We start from the raw sequence: 23722 nt of genomic DNA on the forward strand, positions 1-23722 counted from the left end.
TTTAAACTATTGTGCCGGCATTTGAGAAATATCAGCAAATGTCATATTCCAGCCATGTCCGTCTATATCCCAGAAAGAATTTTGATACATCCATCCGTAATCCTGAGGCTCCTCATGTTGTGACGCTCCGTTTTTCAAGGCAGTATTCACTATGTTATCCACTTCTTCACGGCTGTTCAGGCCTACTGCGACCAATACCTGTGAGGTATCACTTTTGGCAACAGGTTTATTGATAAAGGTCTGGAAATAATCTTCTTTCAGAAACATTACGTAGATATTGTCTTGTTTCATTTCAACGCATACCGCTTTGTCATCTGAAAACTGTTCATTGATCGTAAAACCCAGCGTAGTCCAGAAATTTTTTGTTTTCTGTACATCTTTTACCGGAAGGTTCACATAAATTTGATTGACTTTCATATTTTATAATTTTAGTGTTATACTTTTCACCAAAATTACCATACTGTCATGAAAATCAACTTGTCATAAGGCAAGATTTAATTTTTCTTGGGATGGGAAACCAATTCTTTACGGATACGGCTTAAAGAAGTATCCGTTACTCCAAGGTAGGAGGCTATCTGTTTCAGGGGAGCAAACTGCACCACCTTTGATTTCTGTTCCAGCAGATTCAGATATCTTTTGGTCGCAGAAAGGGTAAACATCTCTACAGAGCGCTGTTTGTACGCAAAAAGCTCTTTAGACATCCATGATCTTCCCCATTCTCTAAGATTGGGTATTTTGTGAAACAACTCTTGAAATGTATCATAATCCAGTTTCCAGCATTCACAATCTGTAATGCAAACAATATTTTCCTGAGACGGGATCCGTTGAAACATCGATAACACTTCAATAATCACTTCATTCTCAACAAAAAAATGAGTAGTCACTTCGTTTCCGTTGAAATCATTAACAAATGAACGCGCTAACCCGCTGTCCAAAATATAATATTCATTGGCAGTCTTTCCTTCTTCCAGGATAAAATCTCCTTTTTGAAATGAAGTCTTTTCATGAGCCTTAAATATTTCTTCCAATTCTTCCTGAAAAAAAAAGGGAAAATCATAGCATATTTCTAAGGATTTATGGGTCATCAGGTTAATTTTTTTAAGAACTTAAAAATAAAATTTTTAATTGAATTAAGGATAATAAACATTAAACAATTCAATCAAAATCCTATCAAACAACCATATACCCCACTGAAACCAAGCACTTTTGTAGAATAATAAGAATTAAACGAATATTCTAAAACAAAGATAGCTGAATAGGTTTATTGGGTTTTTCAGCATCACCGAAAACGGTTTTACCACCAAACCGCCAGGAATTGTGTCGTTCTTCTTCAATGACCTGCTGAATATCAAAATCAGGAGTAAAATCTTTTTCAGCTGTAGTAACAATCTGGTGAAGTTTATGTAAAGTATTCACCTTATCAGCGTTTCCGAGTTTGGATTTTTCTATTCCTCTCCGGAGAATACTGATGCTTTCGTCATAGGTATGGGTGGGAACCGGAAAGGGATGCCCGTCTTTACCTCCATGGGCAAAAGAAAATCTTGCGGGATCTGTAAACCGTGACGGCGCTCCGTGAATAACCTCGCTAACCAGTGCCAGTGACTGCATCGTCCGGGGACCTACTCCTTCCAGCATCAGCAAATCCTCAAAATTCTGAGGCTGCTGCTCACGGGTAACGTACAATAGAGCTCCCAAACGTTTTAGATCAACATCAGAAGCCCGTACATCGTGATGTGCAGGAAGAATTAATCTTGAAAAATCTTTCATTACATCCACAGAGTCTGTGTGGGAAATATCCAGAATTCCTTTTCTGTTTCCCGAAGCTTCAGCATCTGTCAAATTAAGGATCTTCCCTCTTGAAATACCGTTAATACCCGTGTGTGGCTGTTCTACAAAAGAGGTTATATTTTCTGAATGCCAGTGGTAACGTCTTGCCGTACCGTCCGATTCATGCATACCCTGCTGAATAACGCTCCAGTTTCCGTTATCAGACAGGATAAAATTATGCAGGTATAACTGATAGCCATCCTGAATGGCTGTATTGTCGACCTTAGCAGAGAGTTTACTGGCTCTCACAAGCTCGGTTCCGTTTAACCCTGTCTGATCAGCAATACGGATCAGCTCTGAAGGGGTTTCTCTGGACAATTTGCCTTTACCCCCGCAAATGTAAAGACCTAATGACCGGGAATTGGGATTAATGGAACGTTTCAAAGCGCCCATAACGGAAGTGGTAATCCCTGAAGAATGCCAGTCCATTCCCATGACAGCTCCAAAACTCTGAAACCAAAACGGATCTGCCAATCTGCGGAGAACTTCATCTTTACCGTAATCCATCAGGATAACTTCAATAATGGAAAGCCCGAGAACAGACATACGCTCATACAGCCAAGGCGGCACTTTGCCATAGTGAAGCGGTAAATCTGCGGTTCCTGAACGTTTCATAATCAATTATCAATTAAAGTGTAAAGGTAGCGCTATTAATCTTAAATTTTAATGATCCGGATCATTATTTGAACGGTTTCATGACCAGATCACCATCAATGAATCGAGTAAAATTCCAGCGAACCATGCTTTTCTTTATCAAATTCTTCATTGAAAATAATTTTATTTCCGAAAGGATCATTCACCGTGAATGAAACAGCATCATAAAATGTTTTTTCCAGGCCAGGCCGGTTATACTTATATTTTTTATCAATGAGTTCTTTATGATATTCGGCAATTTCTTCTCCCCAGATAAATACAGTGCTTCCGGGGCTTGCATCTCCATGGTGCTCACTCAGATGAAGAACGATATTATCTTTTTTTACTTCCATATAAACTGGTGTATTTTCATCAAAATGATGTTCCCAGGCTATTTCAAAACCCAGCCAGCCGATATAAAACTCCAGGGTTTTCTGATAATCGAAAATCCTGAGAACAGGAATAATCTGTTTTGCCTTCATTGCAGGTTGTTTTTTATTGGTGGGAAAGAATATTAATTAATTTTCCAAACGGATCTTTGACAAAGAATCTGCGGACTCCCCAATCTTCATGGGTAAGATCGTACACGATTTCAAAGCCTGCATTTTTCATTGCATGATAGACTGCATCCACATGATCCACTTCAATGGAAAGATCAGGAACTTCGGTATCATTTCCTCCCTGTTGGGCAAAGCTGATCTGTACGGTTGCCTGCCCGTTACTTCCAAGCGTTTGGATCCAGCCATGATCCATTAAAACATCAAGCTCTAATATATCATGATAGAAGCGACTGGCTTTGGAAGGATCATCAGTTTTTATATTGGCTACGATTCTTTTTACCATCTTACATTATATTATTAAAAAGCCTTGTAAAATTATATTCACAAGGCTTCTGTATTCTCTTATTGCTGTTGTTTATCTTATTTATTCAATGCTGCAAGTGCTGCTTCGTAATTAGGCTCATCTGCAATTTCAGAAACCTGTTCCGTATAGAGCACTTTGTTGTCTTCATCGGTAACAATTACTGCACGGCTTAAAAGTCCTTTTAATGGGGAATCCGTAATCGTCACTTCATAATCATCACCAAAGCTGCTTCTGAAATCAGAAAGGGTTTCTACATTATTTAACCCTTCTGCAGCGCAGAATCTACCCAATGCAAAAGGAAGGTCTTTTGAAATATTAATAATGACGGTATTGTCTAGTTTTGAAGCCTCCTCATTGAATTTTCTGCTGGATGCAGCACAAGTTGGGGTATCAATACTAGGGAAAATATTGAATACTTTTTTCTTTCCTTCGAAAGTTTCAAGTGTTTTTACATTTAATCCTGAATCTACCAAAGCAAAATCTTTAACGGTAGTTCCTACTGACGGTAATGTTCCTATTGTGTGTACTTCGTTCCCTTTTAAAGTAATCGTTGACATAATTTTATTTTTAAAGTTTTTCAAATTTAATTAAAATGGAAATTATTTCTACCAAATAAAGGTTAAATAATTCTTAAAGTGAAAATTCTCAGTATAGGATTGACCCAAAAAATTAAATTTTAACTAAATTTGTGGGACTTTAATTTCAAATAACAAATAACAGTATAATGTCAGAAAAATCAAAAATCTATTACACACTTACTGATGAAGCTCCAATGCTGGCTACACACTCGTTTTTACCTATTGTAAAAGCATTTACAAAATCAGCAAATATCGAGATCGCAGTTCCGGATATTTCTTTGGCAGGAAGAATTTTAGCTAACTTTCCTGAGTTCTTAAAAGATGACCAAAAAATCAGCGATGCTTTGGCTGAATTAGGACAACTGGCGACCCAACCTGATGCAAACATTATCAAATTACCTAATATTTCAGCATCTGTACCTCAGCTGGACGCAGCTATTGCTGAATTACAGGCTAAAGGTTTTGCCATTCCCAATTATCCTGCAGAACCTAAAAATGATGAAGAGAAAGCCATCAAAGCTAAATATGCAAAAGTTTTAGGAAGTGCTGTAAACCCTGTATTGAGAGAAGGAAACTCTGACAGACGTGCTCCAAAAGCTGTTAAAAATTATGCAAAGGCCAACCCCCACAGAATGGGAGACTGGGCTTCTGACAGCAAAACTGACGTAGCTCACATGAACAATGGTGATTTCTACGGAACAGAAAATTCTACAACGTTAGAAAACGCTACAAAATACAGAATCGTATTCAAAGGAAATGACGGTTCCGAATCGGTATTGAAAGACTTCGCCGGTCTTCAGGCCGGAGAGGTAATCGATTCTTCTGTAATGAACCTAAATGCATTGAAAGTATTTGTTCAGGAAGCGATCGAGGAAGCTAAGAAAAGAAATGTACTTCTTTCAGCTCACCTTAAAGCGACCATGATGAAAATCTCTGACCCTATCATTTTCGGGGCTATTGTAGAAACTTTCTTCAAAGATGTGTTCACTAAATATGCAGAGACTTTTAAATCTTTAGATATCAACCCTAATAACGGATTAGCTGATCTTTTCGATAAAATCAAAGGAAATGCACAGGAGGCCGACATCAAAGCTGATATTGAAAAAGCTCTTGCTGAAGGACCAAGAGTGGCAATGGTAAATTCTGACAAAGGAATTACCAACTTCCACGTCCCTTCAGACATCATCGTTGATGCCTCTATGGCTGCCCTTGTAAGAGGCGGAGGTAAGATGTGGAACAAAGACGGTAATGAAGAAGATACTGTCTGCATGATTCCGGACCGTTCTTATGCCGGTTTCTACCAGTCTGTAATTGATGATATGAAAGCCCATGGAAAACTGGACCCTACAACAATGGGATCTGTTCCAAACGTAGGTTTAATGGCTCAGAAAGCTGAAGAATATGGTTCCCATGATAAAACTTTCCAATTGTCTGCTGACGGAACTGTAGAGGTTCAGGATGAAGCTGGTAACGTTCTTCTTTCTCAAAAAGTAGAAAAAGATGATATCTTCAGAATGTGCCAGACTAAAGATGCTCCTATCCAGGATTGGGTAAAATTGGCCGTAAACAGATCAAGACTTTCTGATACTCCTGCTATTTTCTGGTTAGACAAAGGAAGAGCACATGACAGAGAGATCATCAAAAAAGTAGAAAAATACCTTCAGGATCATGATACTGCAGGTCTTGATATCAAAATCCTTGATGTAAAAGATGCAATGACTGAAACACTAAAAAGAGCAAGAGAAGGTAAAGATACAATCTCTGTTTCAGGAAATGTATTGAGAGATTACTTAACTGACCTTTTCCCAATCCTTGAGCTTGGAACGTCTGCAAAAATGCTTTCTATTGTTCCACTGATGAACGGAGGTGGTTTGTTCGAAACAGGAGCGGGAGGTTCTGCTCCTAAACACATTGAGCAATTCTTGGAAGAAGGATATTTAAGATGGGATTCTTTAGGGGAATTCTTAGCTTTACAAGCTTCTTTAGAGCACTTGGCACAAACTCAGGGCAATACAAAATCTCAGGTATTGGCAGATGCATTGGATGAAGCCAATGCTAAGTTCTTAGCAACCGATAAATCCCCTGCAAGAAAAGTAGGACAAATCGACAACAGAGGTTCTCACTTCTATTTAGCGATGTACTGGGCAGAAGCTTTGGCTAACCAAACTGCAGATGCTGAATTGGCCGCTCAATTTGCTCCGGTTGCGCAGATAATGCAGGAAAATGAGGCTGTAATTAATCAAGAACTGATAGCAGCTCAGGGTAAGCCGCAAAACATTGACGGGTACTACAAAACTGATACTTACAAAACGTATGCAGCAATGAGACCAAGCACCGTTTTAAACGAAATTATTGACGGAATCTAATTTCCCGTTTCAATTATAACTTAAAAGCTCCTTTTTTTTAGAGTGCACCCAAAAGTTTAGACAAAATTAAATAATCTTTTGATAATAAAGAGTTCGATATTCTATCGGGCTCTTTCCTTTTAAATTAAGTCTTATCCTGTTATTATTATAATAGTTAATATATTGATGGATTTCTTCTTTTAATTCCTGTATTGAGCTGAATTTTTTCAGATAAAACATTTCGGATTTTAATGTTCCAAAGATTATCTCCAGCAATACCTCGGGCTAAATGATAATAAAAACTGCTTTTTGCCATACCTGAACATTTCAGCAATACTGCTAAATTATATTTTGGACTTAACTCTTCGATGGCTTTTGCTTTTTGCTGGCTAGAGCTAAGGCGTCTAACTTTTTTAGATAATCGATCTCTGCACGAAGCCTTTCATTTTCAAGGAGAAGTTCTTCTTCTCGTGTCAAAACCTTATCTGATTTCTTTTTTTTTACCTTTATTACTCATTATTTTAGGTCTTCCTCCCGGCTGGTTTTCTAACCCTAAAATACCACTTTTTTTATAAGCGTCCTGCCAATTCAAAATACTGGACTCGGCGCCTATATTAAACTTTAAGCATGCTTGTTTAACCGAAAGATAATTTTTTGATATGGACTGTAAAACTTTCAGCTTAAACCCGACATTATAAACTCTGTTATTACTGCGAAGAAGACCGCTAGATCCATGTTGAATATAGTATCTAACCCATTGCTTCACCAAAGATTTATTGAGCCCTAATTCTTTAGCAATTGTAGATATAGATTGATCCCTTTGTAAAGCCTTAACAACACAATCCGTTTTAAATTCTAAACTATATTTTGATGTTCCCATAAAAAATACCCCTTAAAAGTGTCTAACTTTTTGGGGGCAGTCTATTTTTTTTTGGCTAAAGCCCTATGAATGGACATAGCGTATGAAAGCGGACTACAGTCCGCTTCTATTGATTTAACGCTCCCTGTCAAATCTGCGACTTGCCGGTCTTTTAAAGGAGGCGCTGGGCACATACTTATTAAAAGAGGCTAATGACTCGCTAATTCCTACTACATTTCACCTAATTCATAAAAACTTCCGGAATCCATTCAAATGCGGCCGCTTTTTTCTTTGTAAAGCCTAATCCCGGCCACGATAAATGAGAAGCAAACGCTCTGGTTTTAGTATCTGTTAATTGTTGAAGGAGTTTTTTTCTTGAAGCGGTAGCGATATCCAGATCTGTATCGCCTGAGAATCCCCAGTCAGGATGTGGGAAAAGAATGACATCAGAATGAATCAAATCTCCAATATATACTAGCTTTTCATTTCCTGAAGAAATTGTGGTTACCGTTAAACCAGGGGTATGCCCCGGGGCCAGCTGAAAATTGAAATGATCATACAATGTATTGTCCAGATCATAAAATTGCAATTTGGGCTGAATGGTTTTCAATATATTTTGAAGTGCCGGAACAATCTGACGGAGTGCTTCGGGTTTGGCTTTCAAAGCACTATTGTTAAAATCTTTAAGGGAAGCTCTCATCCAGAAATCATATTCCATCTTTGAAATAAAAACTGCTGCATTAGGAAAAACAAGATTATTCTGTTTATCCACTACTCCTCCGATGTGATCCGGATGGGCATGAGAGATAAAAACATCAGTAATGTCTTTTGCCTGAAATCCGGCCTTTTGAAGGCTTTTTAGCAAAAACCCGGTCCTTTCGTCAGCAAAAATCCCCATTCCGGCATCTAATAAAATCAGTTTATTTTTGGTTTTCACCAACATGATATTTATTGCCATGTCGATATAATCATCAGGCCGGAAGTTATCTTTAAGAATTGCTTTCAATTGAGATACATTGCCTCTTGGGGCAAATGAGCTGAGGTCGGTTTCATGAATATAGCCATCCGTAAGGATAAACAATTCCAGCTCTCCCAATTTTATGTTTTTAAAGCCGGATAAGTCATCATCTCCTGCTTTTTCCCCGTTCGTTTTGATTTCCGCAAAGGCATTGGAAAAAGGGACCAAACTCAAGGTTCCCGCCAGCAAACCGCTCTTTAAAAGTTCTCTTCTATTCATATTCTAATTTGTGATGTTGTTATTTTTATTGTTATTCAAAAGGTTCCTCTTCTTTTATGAAAAGCTTCCTTACTTCTCCTACATACAAAAAACTGAGCTCCTTCTAAAGGAACTCAGTTTGTAATAGGGTCTTTAGTTGTTGACTAGTTTCATAGATCCTTCACTGTATCTTTCTCCTACATTGGGGTATTTTTTGAGGATCGCATCAATGGTTTCCAGATCCGACGGAGAAAGTTCTATATTGGCTGCTGCAATATTTTCTTCAAGGTATCTGATTCTTTTGGTACCCGGAATCGGGATGATATCTTCCCCCTGATTCAACACCCAGGCTAAAGCCAGCTGAGTACCCTTCACTCCTTTTGATGCGGCGAAATCATTAATTTCATTGGCCAGTCTGATATTGTTCTCCATATATTCCTGCTGGTAGCGTGGTAATGATTTTCTGAAGTCATCATCACCAAAGTTCTGTGCTTCATGGATGTTGGCAAAAAGACCTCTGGCTAAAGGAGAATAAGGAACCAGTGTAATTCCAAGTTCTCTGATCGTGGGAAGAATCTCTTTTTCCACATCTTTGGTAAGGATTGAGTATTCTGACTGTAAAGCTGTAATGGGGTGAATCTTATTGGCTTTTCTGATCGATTCAGCGGAAGCTTCCGAAAGCCCTATATATTTTACTTTCCCGGCTTTTACCAGTTCTGCCATGGCTCCCACAGTTTCTTCAACCGGCACATTGGGATCAACTCTGTGCGCATAATACAAATCAATGGTATCTATTTTTAATCGTTGAAGGCTTAAGTCTACGGCCTTTCTGATCCATTCCGGCGAGCCGTCAAAATAAGTTCCCGGGGCCCCGCTGTGGCTGGCATGGCCATCTTTAAATCTGAATCCAAATTTCGTGGCTATGAAAATCTTATCCCTGTTCGGAACCAGGACTTTAGAAATAAGTTTTTCATTTTCTCCGTTGGCATACATATCTGCCGTATCCCAAAAATTAACTCCCAGATCTAATGCCCTGTGTAATGTATTGATACTTTCCTGCTCATCTGCAGGACCATAAGCAAAGCTCATTCCCATACATCCTAAACCTACAGCAGAAAGCTGCTCTCCTGTGTTTCCTAATTTTCTAAATTTCATGATGGTATTGTATTTTAATGTACAGGACAAAATTAGGACATGCAACCGGTATCTGTGATATAGAATTCAAACCAAGAATTATAAAATTCAAACAAGGTTCATTCTTATAGCATTGGGCGCTATTCCCGTTTGTTTTTTAAAGTAATTCGTAAAATAAGCGGGTTCTTCAAAACCCAGTCCATAGGCGATTTCAGCAATATTCCAGTCTGTATGTTTTAATAACGCGTGGGCCTCCTGAATCACTCTGGCGGTAATCTGCTGGCTGGTCGTTTTTCCGGTAATCTCTTTTACAGAACGGTTTAAGGAATTAACATGAATGGAAAGGCTCTGAGCATAATCGTTTGGTGTTTTTAATTTCAGAAAGACCTCCGGACTATCAATGGGGAACTGTCTTTCCAATAATTCCATAAATAATGAAGCCACTCTCTGGGAAGCATTTTGATAAGGTTCAAAAGTTTCTGCGGGATTCATTCTCATTGTTTCATGAATCATCAGATAAAGGTATGCTCTGAGTATATCGTATTTATGAACATAGTCCGACTGAATCTCATTCATCATTTTTATATAAATTTCAGAAAATATCTTCTGATGTTCTTCATCCGGAAAGAAAACGGGAGTTCCCCCGATTTTGAAAAGCGGAGAATCCTGGAGATTTCCCAAACGGCTGCCGTTCTGTAAAAACTGCTCCGTAAAAAGGCAGAACCATCCTTTCTGATCTTCTTCATCAGACTCCCAGGCATAGGGAATAATAGGATTTGAGAACAATAGTGCCGGCCGATCCACCTCGATCCATTTATCAGCATAGTGGAGCCTTCCTTTTCCTATAATCAGTGCAATTTTATAATAATCCCTTCTGCTGTAAGGAGCTACAGGAGAACAATGCTCTCTCGAAAACACATTGAAATGTCCCAGTCCATGCGGCCCCAGGCACTGTGGTCCGAGATTGGAAGCATTCCGCTCATAAAAACCTTGTAATGATTCGTTAGATTCCATATTTCAAAATTATAAAATTCAAACAAATCTACCTACAAAAATTATTTCAACAATCTCATCAAAAAATGGCTGACATTATGCCAGCCACTTAAAAGTGAATATATAGTTGATAATGGTCTAATCCCAATCATCGCCGTGTCCATGTCCATGACCGTTACGATGTTTGTTTTGCTTTTTGTAATATTTCTCCTGTTCTTTATAATATTTCTCCTGCTGCTTACGGTATTTCTTAAAATCGTTTTTTCTACCATATACAATCACAGGATTTTGTCCTCTATAATATTTCTTTTTAAATACTACATATTTTTCTCTTCCGAGAATTCTTTCCAGCTCTGAATACCGGTCTCCTCTCCACCTGCCCGGTTCTACTACATATACCCGGTTCCAGGAATTATAATCACGATATCTGTCGTTCAAGGCATATATCTGGTTGGCCTGTGTGGTAGAAAGTAACAGATCAGCGATTACAGTCTGCCAGTTAACATCTGAAATACTTCTCCGGTAATCATTATAATAATCGGACTGCGCATAGGTCAGGCTGAAAGTCCCGATCAAAAATGCTGTTAATAAAAATTTTTTCATTTCATTTTCCCCTTTTAAATTAAACATATTCAAATAGTCAATTAAAGTGCCAATTATTATCTGCAATTGCCAATATTTGTTAAGAAAAACCCTAAATACCTGATTATCTTTAAAATATCTTCTGTTTTAATAGAGAATCAGAAGGTTATTATGATTATTATCCACCCCATTTTCATGAGTAAACAGCTGTGTTTCCTATATATACTTAAATGCCGTTAGTTTGTAATAAGACTTTTCAATCTTTTTAATTATAAAATTCGTTAAGATTATCCAAATATGCTATTTCATATGATTTAAATTCGTAATTTTAAGGGAAAGATCGTTTTCTACGATTCTCCTTTTAAAGTCATTAATCAATCAAATCTCAATAATTATGGAAAATATAAAATTTAAAGTATCTCCATATCAGGACGAATTGCAGTTGTTCATTGACGATGAAAAAGTAGGCTATATGTCCATAGAAGTTGACGGGAGACTGCTGATTGTATATTATACCAAGCTGAATGAGGAACATGAAGGGCAGGGATATGCCAAGTTATTACTGGATGAGCTGGTACGCTATGCAGAGGAAAAAGATTTGCTTGTAGACCCGGAATGTGATTTTGTACGCCAGCAATTTGAAAATCACCCGGTACGATATAAGGACATCTGGCACGCCTGATCAGTCTTCCCACCAGACCCGGAACTTTTGATCTGATTGATTCAGATCCACCACCTCTCCGATCATCGGCGTAAGGATATCTAGGTTTTTTTCTTTTCCCAGACTTGTTATTTTCTGTAAAGGTTCATTCCAGGGATGAAGGGCCAGTGCAAATTTCGCTGCATGAACAGGGATAATATGCTTTGCATTGACATCAATACCTGCCTGAATCACCTCTTCAGGAAGTGTATGAATATATCTCCATGCTTCACCGTACTGCCCGTTCTCAAGAATGGCATAATCAAAAGGGCCATATTGCTCCCCTATTTTTTTAAAATGAGCATCATAGCCACTGTCTCCGCCTATGAAAATCTTTTGCGTGGAACTGATCAGTACGTAAGAGGTCCAAAGGGTATTATTCTGCTTAATTCTTCTTCCGGAAAAATGTCTTGCCGGAGTGAAAATGATTTTCAGGTTATTTTTCAATTCAATCTCTGTCCCCCATTCTTCTTCAATAAGCTTGCTTTCCGGATATCCCCATCTTTCCAAATGGGCGCCGACTCCCAATGGCAAGATAGCCATTCCCGTTCTGTCTTTAATTGACGTAACGGTGGGATAATCCAGGTGGTCAAAATGATCGTGGGTAATGACCAGGTAATCAATATCCGGAATATCTTCGGGTTTAAAAATATCCGCGCCTTTGAAAGCTTTATTAAAATATTTAAAAGGCGAACCATACAGGCTGAGTACCGGATCGATCAGAAAAGAAACCCCATCAGTCTGCAAATAATAGGATGAATGCCCCAGCCATACCAATACATCTTTATTTTTATCAATTTTTTTCAGATCCGTATGGATGGAAGGAATATCCTTCAGCGGTTTAAGCAGCGGATCTTTTTTACCTAAAAAAAAGTCATAGGTCACCTTCCACGTGTTATATCCTTCAGCAATAGAGGGAGTATAGCTGATATTCTGAAACTGTTTATTCTGGTACTGCCTGGATTGTCTGATCCGTTCCAACCGTTTTCCCTTAGGTACAGCCCCAAATGCCTTTCCATTGATCACGAACCAATAAACAGCAACCAGTAACAACCCCATTATAATAATCCAATACATCATTTACAAAAATAAACCCCAAATGTATTGACTTTTGTTTTTACATGAAAATATAACCGCAAAGCCAATCCTTTTTAACTAAATTTATAAGGTTTTTCTAAAAATTTATTATTCATTTTCGTGATGGTTAATTTAAATCTTTATATTTTAGCAGCTTAAAAAAACTCAAAGCACATTGAAAAATTATCCGGTAATATTTCTTTTAGTAATATTTTCGTCATGCTCATCAATCAAAAAACATAACGAAAAAAGCGCTTTACCTATTTCCCCGGAACACCTTAAAGAAGATGTAGACTATGCTTATACAAAGCTCCAGCAGATGCATCCGCAGCTTTATTGGTATATCCCCAAACAAAAACTTGATTATAAGTTTGACAGCCTTAAACAAACCATTACCGAGCCGCTTACTCCCCTTCAGTTTTATTTCAAGCTGCAGCCTGTCATTGCCAGCATCCGCGAGGGACACCTTTCATTGAGAATTCCCAGAAAGAAATTCACCAAAAAGGAGATTAAAAAATTTGAGCAGACCAAAGGGATGTTCAGCCGTTTTGAATATTATATCAACGGCAACCATATGTATATCATTGAGAATAAAGATTCTATTGCTGGTATAAAACCCGGAACTGAAATCCTGAAGATCAATGATATTGCTGTTTCAGATTATCTCAAAAAATACAGAAGCCTGATCAGCAGTGACGGCTACAACACCACTTTTCATTCCTATTTTCTGAAAGACCTGTTTTTTAACTTTTATACTGCGGAAAACGGCCTAGCTGATACAGCCACCATTGAAACACTTTATAAAGGTAAAAAATACACTTACACTTTAAGCAGAGAGTCCAAATCAGAAACTGATCTTGAAAAGGATAAGGAAATGAAAAAGAGGACGCAGGAAAAGAAAGTGAATGATTATGTTGCCGCCAGCAATTCTTACAACAGAACCTTTAAATTCCTGGATAAGGACAGCACCATTGCCTATATCAAAGTAAAAAGCTTTTCCAGAGACTATTCGGATCGATTTTACAAAGAAACCTTTGCTAAAATCAAAAAGGCAAAGTCTCCGTACCTCATCATTGATGTCCGTAACAACTACGGAGGTTCGCTTCATGAAATCAATAACCTGTATTCATATCTGACAGACCAGCCTTTTACACTTGTAAAGCCATCACAGGTTACCTCAAAAAATACGCCTTTAAGGACCAATTACTTCAGAAAAAGCACTCCTTTGGAGTATGCATTCAAAAGTATAGCCTATCCGGGATATTTTTTTGCCCAGGCCTTCAGTACTTACAAAAAGGATGGAAAGGTATTCTACAAAATGAAGGTAGATAAACCCACAAAACCTAAAAAGGAAGCTTTTGTCGGAAAAGTATTTGTCCTGATCAACGGAGGGAGCTTTTCTGCATCTTCGATCATTACGTCCAAACTTAAAAACGATAAAAGAGCCACCCTGGTAGGTGAAGAAACCGGAGGAGCCAATGACGGAACAGTCGCCGGATTTTACTCTTACCAGAAGCTTCCCAATACAAGGATCGGATTTCCTATCGGATTACTTCTCGTACAGCCTAATATTAACTTCCGGGATGATAAAAAGGGAGTAACTCCCCATGTGACCATCAGTGAAACGATGAAGGATATTCTTGATAAAAAAGATCCGCAGCTGGACTGGATTAAAAATGAAATTGCCAAAGAAAAGAGAAATTTTCACAATTGATTTTTTTAAATATTGCTTGTGGATCTGTAAGGTCCTTTCTATTTAAAAAGGTTGCTACAGGTATTTTGCAAAAGAAAAACCCAACAGAATATCTGTCAGGCTCTCATTGTGTGTTTTTTTAAAAATATTAGTCAATAGCTATTTTTTTAAATAGTATTTACCCCGAAATAATAATTTTGTTCAGTTAGTAGAAAAAAAACAAAATTGTTACATGGTTTTATTCAAAAAATGCCGGAAAATTTTCCGGCATCTGTTTTATCTTGTATAATGGAGACATTTTAACGCCCCTATCTTATCTAATTCAACCGGTTTAACGCCCTTTGAAGCGTACTGATATCAATGAAACCCAATTTGGCCCCGATCATGATGAATACAAAAAGAACAAGGGTTAAAAATAAAATAATAAACACGTACATCGACACAAACCATATAATTGTATTCAGGATATTTCCTTTAATCCCCATCCTATTGATGAAAAATTTCTGTGAACGCTCAAACCAGGATTTTTTCTTCCTTTTTGTTTTTGGGGCAGCTTCAATCCCGTTAAGCTCATCTACCAGCTGTACCACATCTTCTATATATCTGCCGTACATATAATAAATCCAGTATTTAATAATAAAGACGACTAATAAAAGGGTGATAAGAAAACTCGTCCCGAAAATAGCCAGGTTATATTCCATATCAAACTGGAAATTGATCTTGATCAGGGAGAGAAGAAATGCCAGCGGAATGTAGGAAATATAATATGAAATATAAATTTCCTTTGAGATCAAAAGCTGGGTTTTAAGATTAAAAAGATCATAATTCGTATTGATGCTGTTTTTCTCAAGCAATTTATACAGTTTCAGAAAACGCGAATAGAAATAGATCATAAAAGCGAGTGTCAGAATCGTGACAAAGGCAGATATCGTTTTTATATTGGAATCCAAAGAAGTAAAAGGAAAACCGGAAAGAAGCATGGGCAAGGTAAAGACCATCAGCCAAAATTCAGTTTTCATATTGATTTTCAACATCTGCAGCGGAGAATGAATCTCACGCTGTTTTTCCAGAGAAACCTCAGGAGGTTCCTGGCCATTGTCTTTATTCCAAAGTTCTTTAATGTTTTCTAGCTCCATGTTCTTATCTTTTAATTTGAGCCCGTTCTTTTCTCAATGATCTCTTTCAGCTTTGTTTTTGCCCTGTTAAGTTTTACGCGTGCATTAACTTCTGTAATTCCTAACTGATGTGCTATTTCTTTTCCGGAAAAGTCTTCCAGGAAGAAAAAGACCAGGGCCTTGTCAATAGGACTCAACTGGTGGATGGCCTCATACATCAGCTTCATATTATTGTCATCCACATCATTGTAAGGCTCGTGCTGGGCACGCAATGCGTCAATATCTTGACTCTGTATAAAACTACGTTTTTTTTCACTTCGCAGAAATACGATCGCAGTATTCAATGCGGTTCTGTACAGCCATGTTGAGAAATCACTCCTCTTCTGAAAATCCCCATACGATTTCCAGGCCTGATAAATAATCTCCTGATAGAGATCATTCTGGTCGTCCTTATTATCCATATACATTTTAGAGATCTTGAAAATAACACCTTTATGCTTTTCAATTTTCTCCAAAAATTCTTTTTCCGATGAAGACATGATTCACAAACTAATCCATAAAGTAACATTTTCACAAAAATGAAACTCTGTTTTAACACAAAAACTAAAATTCCAGGCATTAATTTAAAAAATCCTTAAAAAATAAAGAAGTTTTTTAAGGATTTTTATTTTATGTTAAATAAGGAGTGAAATTCAACTAGAAAATATAATCTGTACTTAAAAAGTTGGAATCGTGATCCCTAACAATGGTATTTAATAATTCTTTATTGGATTCTGTCAGTTTTGCGGCTACCAGGGATCTTATCGAAAACGAACGGAGCGCATCGAAAACGGAAAGCGTTCCTTCGGCACTGTCTTTTCTTCCGGTAAAAGGAAAAACATCCGGTCCGCGCTGTGCCTGGCAGTTGATATTGACCCGGCTTACAAGATTGACAAATGAATCAATCAGTTTTGCAACTTCCTCCGGATCTTCACTGAAAATACTCACCTGCATTCCATGAGAAGCATTTACCTGATAATCTATCGGCTCTTCGATATCTTCAAACGGCACCACAGGAATCACCGGTCCAAACTGCTCTTCATGATACAGTTTCATGTCACTGTTTACGGGATAAACAACAGCCGGGAATACAAAAGATTCCTCCGTATATCCTCCATCTTTATTTAAAACGGCTGCCCCTTTCATCAATGCATCATCGATACATTCTTTTAAATAAGGAGGTTTATTGACTTCAGGAAGCGGGGTTACTTTCACGTCTTTTTCCCATGGCAACCCAGCTTTTAGGGCCGAAACGGCTTCACTCAGTTTTTCCGTAAATTCTAAAGCAATTTCTTTCTGAACGAATATCAGTTTCAGTGCCGTACAACGCTGCCCGTTAAAAGAAAGCGCTCCCAAAATACATTCACTCACCGCTACATCCAGATCTGCATTTTTGGTAACAACCGCTGCATTCTTAGCATCCAGGCTCAGAATCGCTCTCAGGCGGTTCACTTTCGGATGCAGCTTTTTAAGTCCGTTCGCTACTTTACTTGATCCAATGAAAGCCAGTACATTCACTTTCCCGCTTTCCATGATTGGGGTAATGATCTCTGACCCTTTTCCATACAAGGTATTGACAGTTCCTTTCGGGAAAGCTTCCTTAAAGGCATTCAATAAAGGATAATGAGCCAGTACACCATGTTTCGGAAGCTTGAATAAAATGGTATTTCCCATAATGAGTGCCGGAATCAGCGTAGTAAAAATTTCATTCAAAGGATAATTGAAAGGCCCCATACTTAAAACCACCCCAAGCGGAGCTCTCCGGATCTGGGCAATGGTTCCTTCTGCCTGCTGAAAACGGGAAGATTCCCTGTCCAGATCCTTCAACGCATCAATGGTTTGGTTGATATAATCTACTGTACGGTCAAACTCCTTGGTAGAATCAGCCAATGTTTTCCCGATCTCCCACATCAGTAATTTAATGATCAGGTCCCGCTGCTGGATCATCAGATACACAAATTTCTGCATGCATTTGATTCTTCCTTCCACAGACATGGTCGGCCATTCTCCCAGCCCGTTATCATAGGCTTTTACACACGCTTCAAGAACTTCCATGGCTTCATTGGGACCTATATTCGGGATGCTTCCCAGCAGCTTTCTTTCCAATCCGTTTTCTGTGGGAATACATACGGGTGAATAGATTTCGGTGACATCCCCGTTCCATTCTACCAGTTCTCCGTTTAAAAGATAGGTTCTTTGGTGAATAACGGGAACTTTATATTCTTCCGGAATTTCATTTTCACTTTTAAAAATATCATGAAATGATGCTGTGTTGATCGAATTCATATTGTAATGTTTAATAATTTGAAACTTTTGAAGAATAAAGGTAGATGTAAAAATTGATTTTAAGAATAGTGATTTAATAGATTTGCTCTATTTAAAAGCTTTTTGAATACAATTTAATCCGGCCAACTGAAAAAAAGAATAATTTTGTTCAAAATAAATTTTCAATGTTTTCAAAAATAGTTTTCAGTACCTTATTCTTTCTATCAGCATTTGGGTTTGCCCAAAATACGAAAGCAGCCAATACGGTTTTGATGAAAGGACAACCTGTACGTACGTATTCCAAATTACCGGCGGTAAATAAACCGGCTCCTAAGTTTACGCTTACGGATGTTAATATGAATGACCAGACTTTAGATTCTTACAAAGGAAGGTATGTCATCTTAAATATCTTTCCAAGTGTGGACACAGGAGTGTGCTCAGCATCCGTACATCATTTCAATGAAGATGCCGCAAACCTTCCCAATACGGTGGTTCTTTGTATCTCCAAAGATCTGCCTTTCGCTCAAAAAAGGTTTTGTGGTGCCGAAGGCATTAACAATGTTGTCATGCTTTCGGATTTCCGTTCCGATTTCGGATGGAACTATGGTGTAGAAATGATAGATTCTCCTATGAAAGGACTTCTCAGCAGAGCTGTTGTGGTAATCGATCCTTCGGGAAAAATCATTTACGAAGAGCAGGTGGCTGATATTTCACAGGAACCTAATTATGAAGCGGCTATTGCGGCTGTAAAACAGTAAGCTCTCTTACTTTTTACATTAAACCATTAAGGAGATTTAAATAATTAAGAATAATAAGATGAAGCGTTAGCCCCTTAAAACATCTTTGGTGTTTCTCTTAATCTACCTTCACAACTTCAATATTCTTAATGGTTAAAAAAATAAAACTCAGCACTTAGCTGAGTTTTTTTGTTAAATACCTAAAGGTTTTTCAAACGCTTAATATCTGTTGAGCTTCCTACGGAATGACAAAGAGAACATAGAAAGTTCATCTGATTGTGCAGTTAATGCAGATCTTTAAAGAACGTTTAAAGTTAAACGATGTCTGTCATTCAGAACCAAACAAAGTGAAGCGTGGAATCTAAAATCTTCCAGTGAAGTTTTTTACAGAATAATAATGAGTGCTTGTTTTTTTAAAATACAATAACATCATAATAGCGTCGGGCTTTAGCCCGATATTAAAAAGATAAATACATCAGGCTTTAGCCAAAACTTAATTTTAAATTTCGGCTAAAGCCAATTACATTATACTCAAAAGAAAACGGGCTAAAGCCCGTTCCTATTGATCGTTCCTATTGATGTTTAAATATCTTTCTTATTTTATTCTGAACTAAAATTGTTTAAGATTCTAGCAGCACCGCTCCATCTTTCAAAATCATATACTCCTGCCCTACTTCCTCTGAAACGTTTTTCAGATCATTTTCATCAAACACCTGAGGAATATAGCATTTCTCATGCGCAAACAATCCGTAATGGATCGGCACCAGCTTTTTGGCATGTAAAAGATGGGCTGCTGCAAAAGCTTCTTTCAGATTGAGGGAAGCGGGAACCGGGCTGTATTCCAATCCGATGATCTCAAAATTGACAACGACACCGTTTACCGGTAAAAATGCATAATCGATGTTGGGATTTTCTTTTCCGAGCTTCCAGAATTGGTTGTGCCAGATCGTATCTCCGCCATGAAAGATTTTTGTGGTTCCGTCATCTACGATCCATGAAGATTGTATTTCTCCCACTCCATCCATCGCAAATACAGGTTTGAAGGTAATATTATTTTCTGTGAAGGTTTCGTTCAGATCCAGGACAATCATTTCTACATCATCTAAAAGCTTTTTTACAACAGGTTCCAGCCCTGAATAGACGATCAGTTTTCCGTCTTTCTTTAAGCATTTCGGGATCACTCCTTTATCAAAATGATCGAGATGCAGATGGGTAAACAGGATGTAATCTGCCTGTACATGATCTGAGAATGCTATAAGATTCTCCACAGCATCGCCCAAAACAGGTTTATAATAAGAGAAATCTTCTACCGCATCTATTAAGATGGTTTTGTGGTGGGAAGTGAGGCGGATACCTGCCCAGTTTAATTTTTGTATTTCCATATTCTTTTTTCAACAAAGGAAAAGACTTATGGAAGGCAAGACAATAAACAAAAGATAATTAATGAAGGATGGAAAGGATGGGAGCCTGGAGATGGAAGATGGAAGGTATGGAGGTGATAGAACAGCTATACTTCTTTTTGATTTTAAATAATTTACTCATTATGAAAACTTACAGAAAATATGGGTCCGGAAGTAACTTCCTGCTTCCTGCTCCCCTCTTCCAGCCTCAAAAAACCCTTTTCCTGATCTTCTGCTTAAAGAGATAGACGCAGTCCCGATATTACGGAGGTTACAGAACAACTCTCCCTCAGCCTTTAAATTTTAGACGATTTATTAATGATAAAAACCTACAGAAACTTTAGGTCCGAAATTAACTTCCTGCTTCCTGCTCCCCTCTTCCAGCCTCAAAAAATCCTTTTCCTGATCCTGCTTAATGAGATAGGCGTAATCCCGATATTATGGAGGTGACAGAACAATTCTCCCTCAGTCTTATTAATTTTAAACGGTTTATTAATGATAAAAACCTACAGAATTTAAAGGTCCGGAAGTAACTTCCAGCTTCCTGCTCCCCTCTTCCAGCCTCAAAAAATCCTTTTCCTGATCTTGCTTAATGAGATAAGCGTAATCCCGATATTATGTTACAGAACAATTCTCCCTCAGCCTTATTAATGATGAAAACCTACAGAATTTAAAGGTCCGGAAGTAACTTCCAGCTTCCTGCTCCCTTCTTCCAACCTCAAAAAACCCTTTTCCTGATCCTGCTTAATGAGATAAGCGTAATCCCGATATTACGGAGGTGACAGAACAACTGTCCCTCAGCCTTTAAATTTTAGACGATTTATTAATGATGAAAACCTACAGAAACTTTAGGTCCGGAAGTAACTTCCAGCTTCCAGCTCCCCTCTTCCAGCCTCAAAAAACCCTTTTCCTGATCCTGCTTAATGAGATAGGTGTGATGCCGATATAAGAGGCAAGGTATTTCAGAGGAATATTCTGAATATAATGAGGTTTGTTCTTCAGCAGATATTCATAAAGATCCTGCGGAGTGTTTTTCAGTAAAAGCATTTCCCGCTTCATCGCCGCATTCAGCTTTCTGCTCAGATAGTAATTCTGTACAAAACGGCAGTGCGGATTTACAGCAAATATGTCTTTCACCTCATCCAGGGTAATTTCCCATGCCAATCCGCTGTTTATGGCTTCATATAAGGCATCAGAGTTTTTTTCAACGGTAAAAATATCACCCGGAAAATAAAATTCTGCAGATATTTCGGTATCAATATCCGAAGTTGTATTGAGATAAAATTTCCGGACCAGCCCGTCTTCAACGAGATAGGCTTTATGGTCCGGAAATCTGTTTTTCTTTGAAAATTCAACCTTGGCAAATTTCTCCCATACAGGATCACTATCCTCTACATTAAGATGTGAAAACAGTTTTTTGTTGATTGTTGCCAAGGTTCAATGATTATGATTTACAGTAAATTTTCATCGACAAGGTTCGGAAGGGTCACTTTTAACTTCGGTTCCGCTTCCATAGCTCTTTTAATAGCGAAAATAGCGCCTTCGTTTCTGGCCCAGCTTCTTCTTGAGATTCCGTTATTTACGTCCCAGAACAGCATAGATTTCAGCCTTCTGTCTGCATCATCGCTTCCATCCAGCAGCATCCCGAAACCTCCGTTGATCACTTCTCCCCAGCCTACTCCGCCTCCATTGTGGATGGACACCCAGGTTGCACCGCGGAAGCTGTCACCAATCACATTGTGAATCGCCATATCCGCTGTAAATCTCGATCCGTCATAGATATTGGAAGTTTCTCTGTATGGAGAATCTGTTCCTGAAACATCGTGGTGGTCTCTTCCTAATACTACAGGTCCGATTTCTCCGTTTTTAATTGCTTTATTGAAAGCTTCGGCAATTTTCATCCTTCCTTCCGCATCAGCATACAAAATTCTCGCCTGGGAACCTACCACCAGTTTATTTTCCTGGGCTCCCTTGATCCATTGGATATTGTCTTTCATCTGCTGCTGGATCTCTTCCGGAGCATTTTTGATCATTTCTTCCAATACTGCACACGCTATATCATCTGTTTTCTGAAGATCCTCCGGGTTACTGCTGGTACATACCCAACGGAACGGCCCGAAACCGTAGTCAAAACACATTGGTCCCATAATATCCTGAACATAACTTGGATATTTGAATTCCCTTCCCAATGTCGGATTTTCAGCCATTACATCTGCTCCGGCTCTGGAAGCTTCCAGTAAGAAAGCATTTCCGTAATCAAAGAAATACGTTCCTTTCTTTGTATGCTTATTGATAGCTGCCGCATGTCTCTTTAAAGTTTCCTGTACTTTCTCTTTGAACAGTTCAGGATCTTCAGCCATCATTCTGTTTGATTCCTCAAAACTTTGTCCCACCGGATAATATCCGCCGGCCCATGGATTATGAAGAGACGTCTGATCTGAACCGATATCGATTCTTAAATCGTCCTGGTCAAATTTTTCCCAAACTTCAACAATATTTCCAAGGTAAGCCAAAGAAACCGTTTCTTTATTTTCCTGAGCTTCCCTCACTCTCTTTACCAATGCATCAAGGTCTTCATGAATTTCATTCACCCATTTCTGATCATGACGTATTTTGGTGATCTTAGGGTTCACTTCCGCACATACGGTAACACAGCCTGCGATATTTCCAGCTTTTGGCTGAGCACCGCTCATTCCTCCTAACCCGGAAGTCACAAAAAGACCTCCTTTCGGCTCTTTTTCAATTTTTCTGAATGCATTCAAAACGGTAATGGTTGTTCCATGCACAATTCCCTGAGGGCCAATATACATATAACTGCCTGCCGTCATCTGACCATACTGGGTCACACCAAGTGCATTGAATTTTTCCCAATCATCCGGTTTGGAGTAGTTGGGAATCATCATTCCATTCGTCACCACTACCCTCGGAGCATCTTTATGTGAAGGAAACAATCCCATCGGATGCCCTGAATACATTACTAAAGTCTGCTCATCTGTCATTTCAGACAAATACTTCATGGTCAGAAGGTACTGTGCCCAGTTTGAGAAAACCGCCCCATTTCCACCGTAAGTGATCAGTTCATGAGGGTGCTGCGCCACGGCATAATCCAGGTTATTCTGGATCATCAGCATAATCGCTTTGGCCTGCTCAGATTTTCCGGGATACTCTGCAATCGGTCTCGCCTTCATTTCGTAATCCGGACGGAAACGATACATATAAATCCTTCCGTAATCTTCCAATTCCTGCTTAAATTCAGGAAGTAATTCCGCATGAAACTGAGGCTCAAAATAACGTAAAGCATTCCTCAATGCCAGTTTTTTCTCCTCCTCCCCTAAAATCTCCTTTCGTTTCGGAGCGTGGTTGATATTGCTTTCGTATGGTTTTGCCTGTGGTAAGCGGCCTGGTATGCCTTGCTGTATTTGTTCCTGAAAAGTCATATTGCTATTTAAAGTTCTATGTTTAAACAATTTTTAAAGTTTTAAAGATATTCAAATTAGGAAATATAGGCAAGGGGAAAAGGCAAAAGCGAAGGCGCAGAATAGTAAAAAGGGAAATTTGCAGTTTCGGTTATTTGCCTTTTTGCAAAAATCAATGCTAATTTTATTTTAAACATTATATTTGAATAGACACACCTGAATTCCCCTCCCTTGGAGGGGTGGATTCCA

Annotated in this window: 23 protein-coding genes; 4 read left to right on the forward strand and 19 right to left on the reverse strand. The window is 38.4% G+C overall.

Going from position 1 to position 23722, the window contains the following annotated elements:
• Window positions 1-6: 6 nt before the first annotated feature.
• The 6 genes from MUW56_RS01770 to tpx (MUW56_RS01795) form a co-directional block, all read right to left on the reverse strand.
• A complete protein-coding gene (locus MUW56_RS01770; RefSeq protein ID WP_292011569.1) occupies window positions 7-417 on the reverse strand; it encodes a VOC family protein in 411 nt (136 codons plus the stop codon).
• Window positions 418-494: 77 nt separating this feature from the next.
• Window positions 495-1085, reverse strand: coding sequence for a Crp/Fnr family transcriptional regulator (locus MUW56_RS01775; protein ID WP_292011570.1), 591 nt, complete (start codon window positions 1083-1085; stop codon window positions 495-497).
• A 151-nt stretch (window positions 1086-1236) separates the two neighbouring features.
• Complete coding sequence (locus MUW56_RS01780; RefSeq protein ID WP_292011571.1) at window positions 1237-2442, reverse strand: DUF763 domain-containing protein; 1206 nt, start codon at window positions 2440-2442, stop codon at window positions 1237-1239.
• 95 nt (window positions 2443-2537) lie between these two features.
• Window positions 2538-2942 carry a glyoxalase superfamily protein gene (locus tag MUW56_RS01785; protein ID WP_292011572.1) on the reverse strand — a complete coding sequence of 135 codons (405 nt, stop codon included), beginning with the start codon at window positions 2940-2942 and terminating at the stop codon, window positions 2538-2540.
• Between the two features lie 13 nt (window positions 2943-2955).
• Complete coding sequence (locus MUW56_RS01790) at window positions 2956-3303, reverse strand: VOC family protein (protein ID WP_292011573.1); 348 nt, start codon at window positions 3301-3303, stop codon at window positions 2956-2958.
• Window positions 3304-3380: 77 nt separating this feature from the next.
• Window positions 3381-3881 (reverse strand): thiol peroxidase, encoded by a 501-nt coding sequence (tpx, locus tag MUW56_RS01795; RefSeq protein ID WP_292011574.1) that lies wholly within the window; start codon window positions 3879-3881, stop codon window positions 3381-3383.
• 167 nt (window positions 3882-4048) lie between these two features.
• Between tpx (MUW56_RS01795) and MUW56_RS01800 the strand changes: the two genes are divergently transcribed.
• Complete coding sequence (locus tag MUW56_RS01800; protein WP_292011575.1) at window positions 4049-6268, forward strand: NADP-dependent isocitrate dehydrogenase; 2220 nt, start codon at window positions 4049-4051, stop codon at window positions 6266-6268.
• Between the two features lie 66 nt (window positions 6269-6334).
• On the opposite strand, the gene MUW56_RS22770 is transcribed toward MUW56_RS01800, so the two are convergent.
• The 6 genes from MUW56_RS22770 to MUW56_RS01825 form a co-directional block, all read right to left on the reverse strand.
• Entirely contained in the window at window positions 6335-6523 is a 189-nt protein-coding gene (locus MUW56_RS22770) for an IS3 family transposase (protein WP_367118485.1), read from the reverse strand.
• A gap of 205 nt (window positions 6524-6728) precedes the next feature.
• Window positions 6729-7127, reverse strand: coding sequence for a transposase (locus tag MUW56_RS01805; RefSeq protein WP_292011576.1), 399 nt, complete (start codon window positions 7125-7127; stop codon window positions 6729-6731).
• A 220-nt stretch (window positions 7128-7347) separates the two neighbouring features.
• A complete protein-coding gene (locus MUW56_RS01810) occupies window positions 7348-8343 on the reverse strand; it encodes an MBL fold metallo-hydrolase (RefSeq protein ID WP_292011577.1) in 996 nt (331 codons plus the stop codon).
• Window positions 8344-8475: 132 nt separating this feature from the next.
• Window positions 8476-9477, reverse strand: coding sequence for an aldo/keto reductase (locus MUW56_RS01815; RefSeq protein ID WP_292011578.1), 1002 nt, complete (start codon window positions 9475-9477; stop codon window positions 8476-8478).
• Window positions 9478-9564: 87 nt separating this feature from the next.
• Entirely contained in the window at window positions 9565-10470 is a 906-nt protein-coding gene (locus MUW56_RS01820; protein ID WP_292011579.1) for a helix-turn-helix transcriptional regulator, read from the reverse strand.
• 117 nt (window positions 10471-10587) lie between these two features.
• Window positions 10588-11052 (reverse strand): hypothetical protein, encoded by a 465-nt coding sequence (locus tag MUW56_RS01825; RefSeq protein WP_292011580.1) that lies wholly within the window; start codon window positions 11050-11052, stop codon window positions 10588-10590.
• Between the two features lie 373 nt (window positions 11053-11425).
• Between MUW56_RS01825 and MUW56_RS01830 the strand changes: the two genes are divergently transcribed.
• Window positions 11426-11713, forward strand: a complete 288-nt coding sequence (locus MUW56_RS01830; protein WP_292011581.1) for a GNAT family N-acetyltransferase — start codon at window positions 11426-11428, stop codon at window positions 11711-11713.
• Here the strand turns inward: MUW56_RS01830 and MUW56_RS01835 are convergent, their stop codons facing one another.
• Complete coding sequence (locus MUW56_RS01835) at window positions 11714-12811, reverse strand: MBL fold metallo-hydrolase (protein WP_292011582.1); 1098 nt, start codon at window positions 12809-12811, stop codon at window positions 11714-11716.
• A 172-nt stretch (window positions 12812-12983) separates the two neighbouring features.
• On the opposite strand from MUW56_RS01835, the gene MUW56_RS01840 reads away from it, so the two are divergent.
• Window positions 12984-14522 (forward strand): S41 family peptidase, encoded by a 1539-nt coding sequence (locus MUW56_RS01840; RefSeq protein ID WP_292011583.1) that lies wholly within the window; start codon window positions 12984-12986, stop codon window positions 14520-14522.
• Window positions 14523-14818: 296 nt separating this feature from the next.
• Here MUW56_RS01840 and MUW56_RS01845 read toward each other — a convergent pair whose 3' ends face one another.
• From MUW56_RS01845 to MUW56_RS01855, 3 genes are all read right to left on the reverse strand, one after another.
• Window positions 14819-15637, reverse strand: coding sequence for a hypothetical protein (locus MUW56_RS01845; protein ID WP_292011584.1), 819 nt, complete (start codon window positions 15635-15637; stop codon window positions 14819-14821).
• An 11-nt stretch (window positions 15638-15648) separates the two neighbouring features.
• Entirely contained in the window at window positions 15649-16155 is a 507-nt protein-coding gene (locus MUW56_RS01850; RefSeq protein WP_292011585.1) for a sigma-70 family RNA polymerase sigma factor, read from the reverse strand.
• Window positions 16156-16312: 157 nt separating this feature from the next.
• On the reverse strand, window positions 16313-17941 hold the full coding sequence (locus MUW56_RS01855; RefSeq protein ID WP_292011586.1) for an NADP-dependent glyceraldehyde-3-phosphate dehydrogenase: 1629 nt from the start codon (window positions 17939-17941) through the stop codon (window positions 16313-16315).
• Between the two features lie 164 nt (window positions 17942-18105).
• Here MUW56_RS01855 and tpx (MUW56_RS01860) point away from each other — a divergent pair, with 164 nt between their 5' ends.
• Window positions 18106-18678 (forward strand): thiol peroxidase, encoded by a 573-nt coding sequence (tpx, locus tag MUW56_RS01860; RefSeq protein WP_292011587.1) that lies wholly within the window; start codon window positions 18106-18108, stop codon window positions 18676-18678.
• Window positions 18679-19277: 599 nt separating this feature from the next.
• Here the strand turns inward: tpx (MUW56_RS01860) and MUW56_RS01865 are convergent.
• The 3 genes from MUW56_RS01865 to MUW56_RS01875 all read right to left on the reverse strand — a co-directional run bounded on the left by MUW56_RS01865 (window position 19278) and on the right by MUW56_RS01875 (window position 23494).
• Window positions 19278-20039 (reverse strand): MBL fold metallo-hydrolase, encoded by a 762-nt coding sequence (locus tag MUW56_RS01865; RefSeq protein ID WP_292011588.1) that lies wholly within the window; start codon window positions 20037-20039, stop codon window positions 19278-19280.
• A gap of 912 nt (window positions 20040-20951) precedes the next feature.
• Window positions 20952-21491 carry a hypothetical protein gene (locus MUW56_RS01870; RefSeq protein ID WP_292011589.1) on the reverse strand — a complete coding sequence of 180 codons (540 nt, stop codon included), beginning with the start codon at window positions 21489-21491 and terminating at the stop codon, window positions 20952-20954.
• A 17-nt stretch (window positions 21492-21508) separates the two neighbouring features.
• Window positions 21509-23494, reverse strand: coding sequence for a urocanate hydratase (locus MUW56_RS01875; protein ID WP_292011590.1), 1986 nt, complete (start codon window positions 23492-23494; stop codon window positions 21509-21511).
• Between the last annotated feature and the right edge of the window lie 228 nt (window positions 23495-23722).

Origin of the sequence: Chryseobacterium sp., assembly GCF_022869225.1 — a bacterium.
GTDB lineage: Bacteria > Bacteroidota > Bacteroidia > Flavobacteriales > Weeksellaceae > Chryseobacterium.

Excerpts from the sequence above, each read along its gene's own strand:
- MUW56_RS01770 (WP_292011569.1), bottom strand. The coding sequence starts at position 417 with ATGAAAGTCAATCAAATTTATGTGAACCTTCCGGTAAAAGATGTACAG.
- MUW56_RS01775 (WP_292011570.1), bottom strand. The coding sequence starts at position 1,085 with ATGACCCATAAATCCTTAGAAATATGCTATGATTTTCCCTTTTTTTTT.
- MUW56_RS01780 (WP_292011571.1), bottom strand. The coding sequence starts at position 2,442 with ATGAAACGTTCAGGAACCGCAGATTTACCGCTTCACTATGGCAAAGTG.
- MUW56_RS01785 (WP_292011572.1), bottom strand. The coding sequence starts at position 2,942 with ATGAAGGCAAAACAGATTATTCCTGTTCTCAGGATTTTCGATTATCAG.
- MUW56_RS01790 (WP_292011573.1), bottom strand. The coding sequence starts at position 3,303 with ATGGTAAAAAGAATCGTAGCCAATATAAAAACTGATGATCCTTCCAAA.
- tpx (WP_292011574.1), bottom strand. The coding sequence starts at position 3,881 with ATGTCAACGATTACTTTAAAAGGGAACGAAGTACACACAATAGGAACA.
- MUW56_RS01800 (WP_292011575.1), top strand. The coding sequence starts at position 4,049 with ATGTCAGAAAAATCAAAAATCTATTACACACTTACTGATGAAGCTCCA.
- MUW56_RS01805 (WP_292011576.1), bottom strand. The coding sequence starts at position 7,127 with ATGGGAACATCAAAATATAGTTTAGAATTTAAAACGGATTGTGTTGTT.
- MUW56_RS01810 (WP_292011577.1), bottom strand. The coding sequence starts at position 8,343 with ATGAATAGAAGAGAACTTTTAAAGAGCGGTTTGCTGGCGGGAACCTTG.
- MUW56_RS01815 (WP_292011578.1), bottom strand. The coding sequence starts at position 9,477 with ATGAAATTTAGAAAATTAGGAAACACAGGAGAGCAGCTTTCTGCTGTA.
- MUW56_RS01820 (WP_292011579.1), bottom strand. The coding sequence starts at position 10,470 with ATGGAATCTAACGAATCATTACAAGGTTTTTATGAGCGGAATGCTTCC.
- MUW56_RS01825 (WP_292011580.1), bottom strand. The coding sequence starts at position 11,052 with ATGAAAAAATTTTTATTAACAGCATTTTTGATCGGGACTTTCAGCCTG.
- MUW56_RS01830 (WP_292011581.1), top strand. The coding sequence starts at position 11,426 with ATGGAAAATATAAAATTTAAAGTATCTCCATATCAGGACGAATTGCAG.
- MUW56_RS01835 (WP_292011582.1), bottom strand. The coding sequence starts at position 12,811 with ATGATGTATTGGATTATTATAATGGGGTTGTTACTGGTTGCTGTTTAT.
- MUW56_RS01845 (WP_292011584.1), bottom strand. The coding sequence starts at position 15,637 with ATGGAGCTAGAAAACATTAAAGAACTTTGGAATAAAGACAATGGCCAG.
- MUW56_RS01850 (WP_292011585.1), bottom strand. The coding sequence starts at position 16,155 with ATGTCTTCATCGGAAAAAGAATTTTTGGAGAAAATTGAAAAGCATAAA.
- MUW56_RS01855 (WP_292011586.1), bottom strand. The coding sequence starts at position 17,941 with ATGAATTCGATCAACACAGCATCATTTCATGATATTTTTAAAAGTGAA.
- tpx (WP_292011587.1), top strand. The coding sequence starts at position 18,106 with ATGTTTTCAAAAATAGTTTTCAGTACCTTATTCTTTCTATCAGCATTT.
- MUW56_RS01865 (WP_292011588.1), bottom strand. The coding sequence starts at position 20,039 with ATGGAAATACAAAAATTAAACTGGGCAGGTATCCGCCTCACTTCCCAC.
- MUW56_RS01875 (WP_292011590.1), bottom strand. The coding sequence starts at position 23,494 with ATGACTTTTCAGGAACAAATACAGCAAGGCATACCAGGCCGCTTACCA.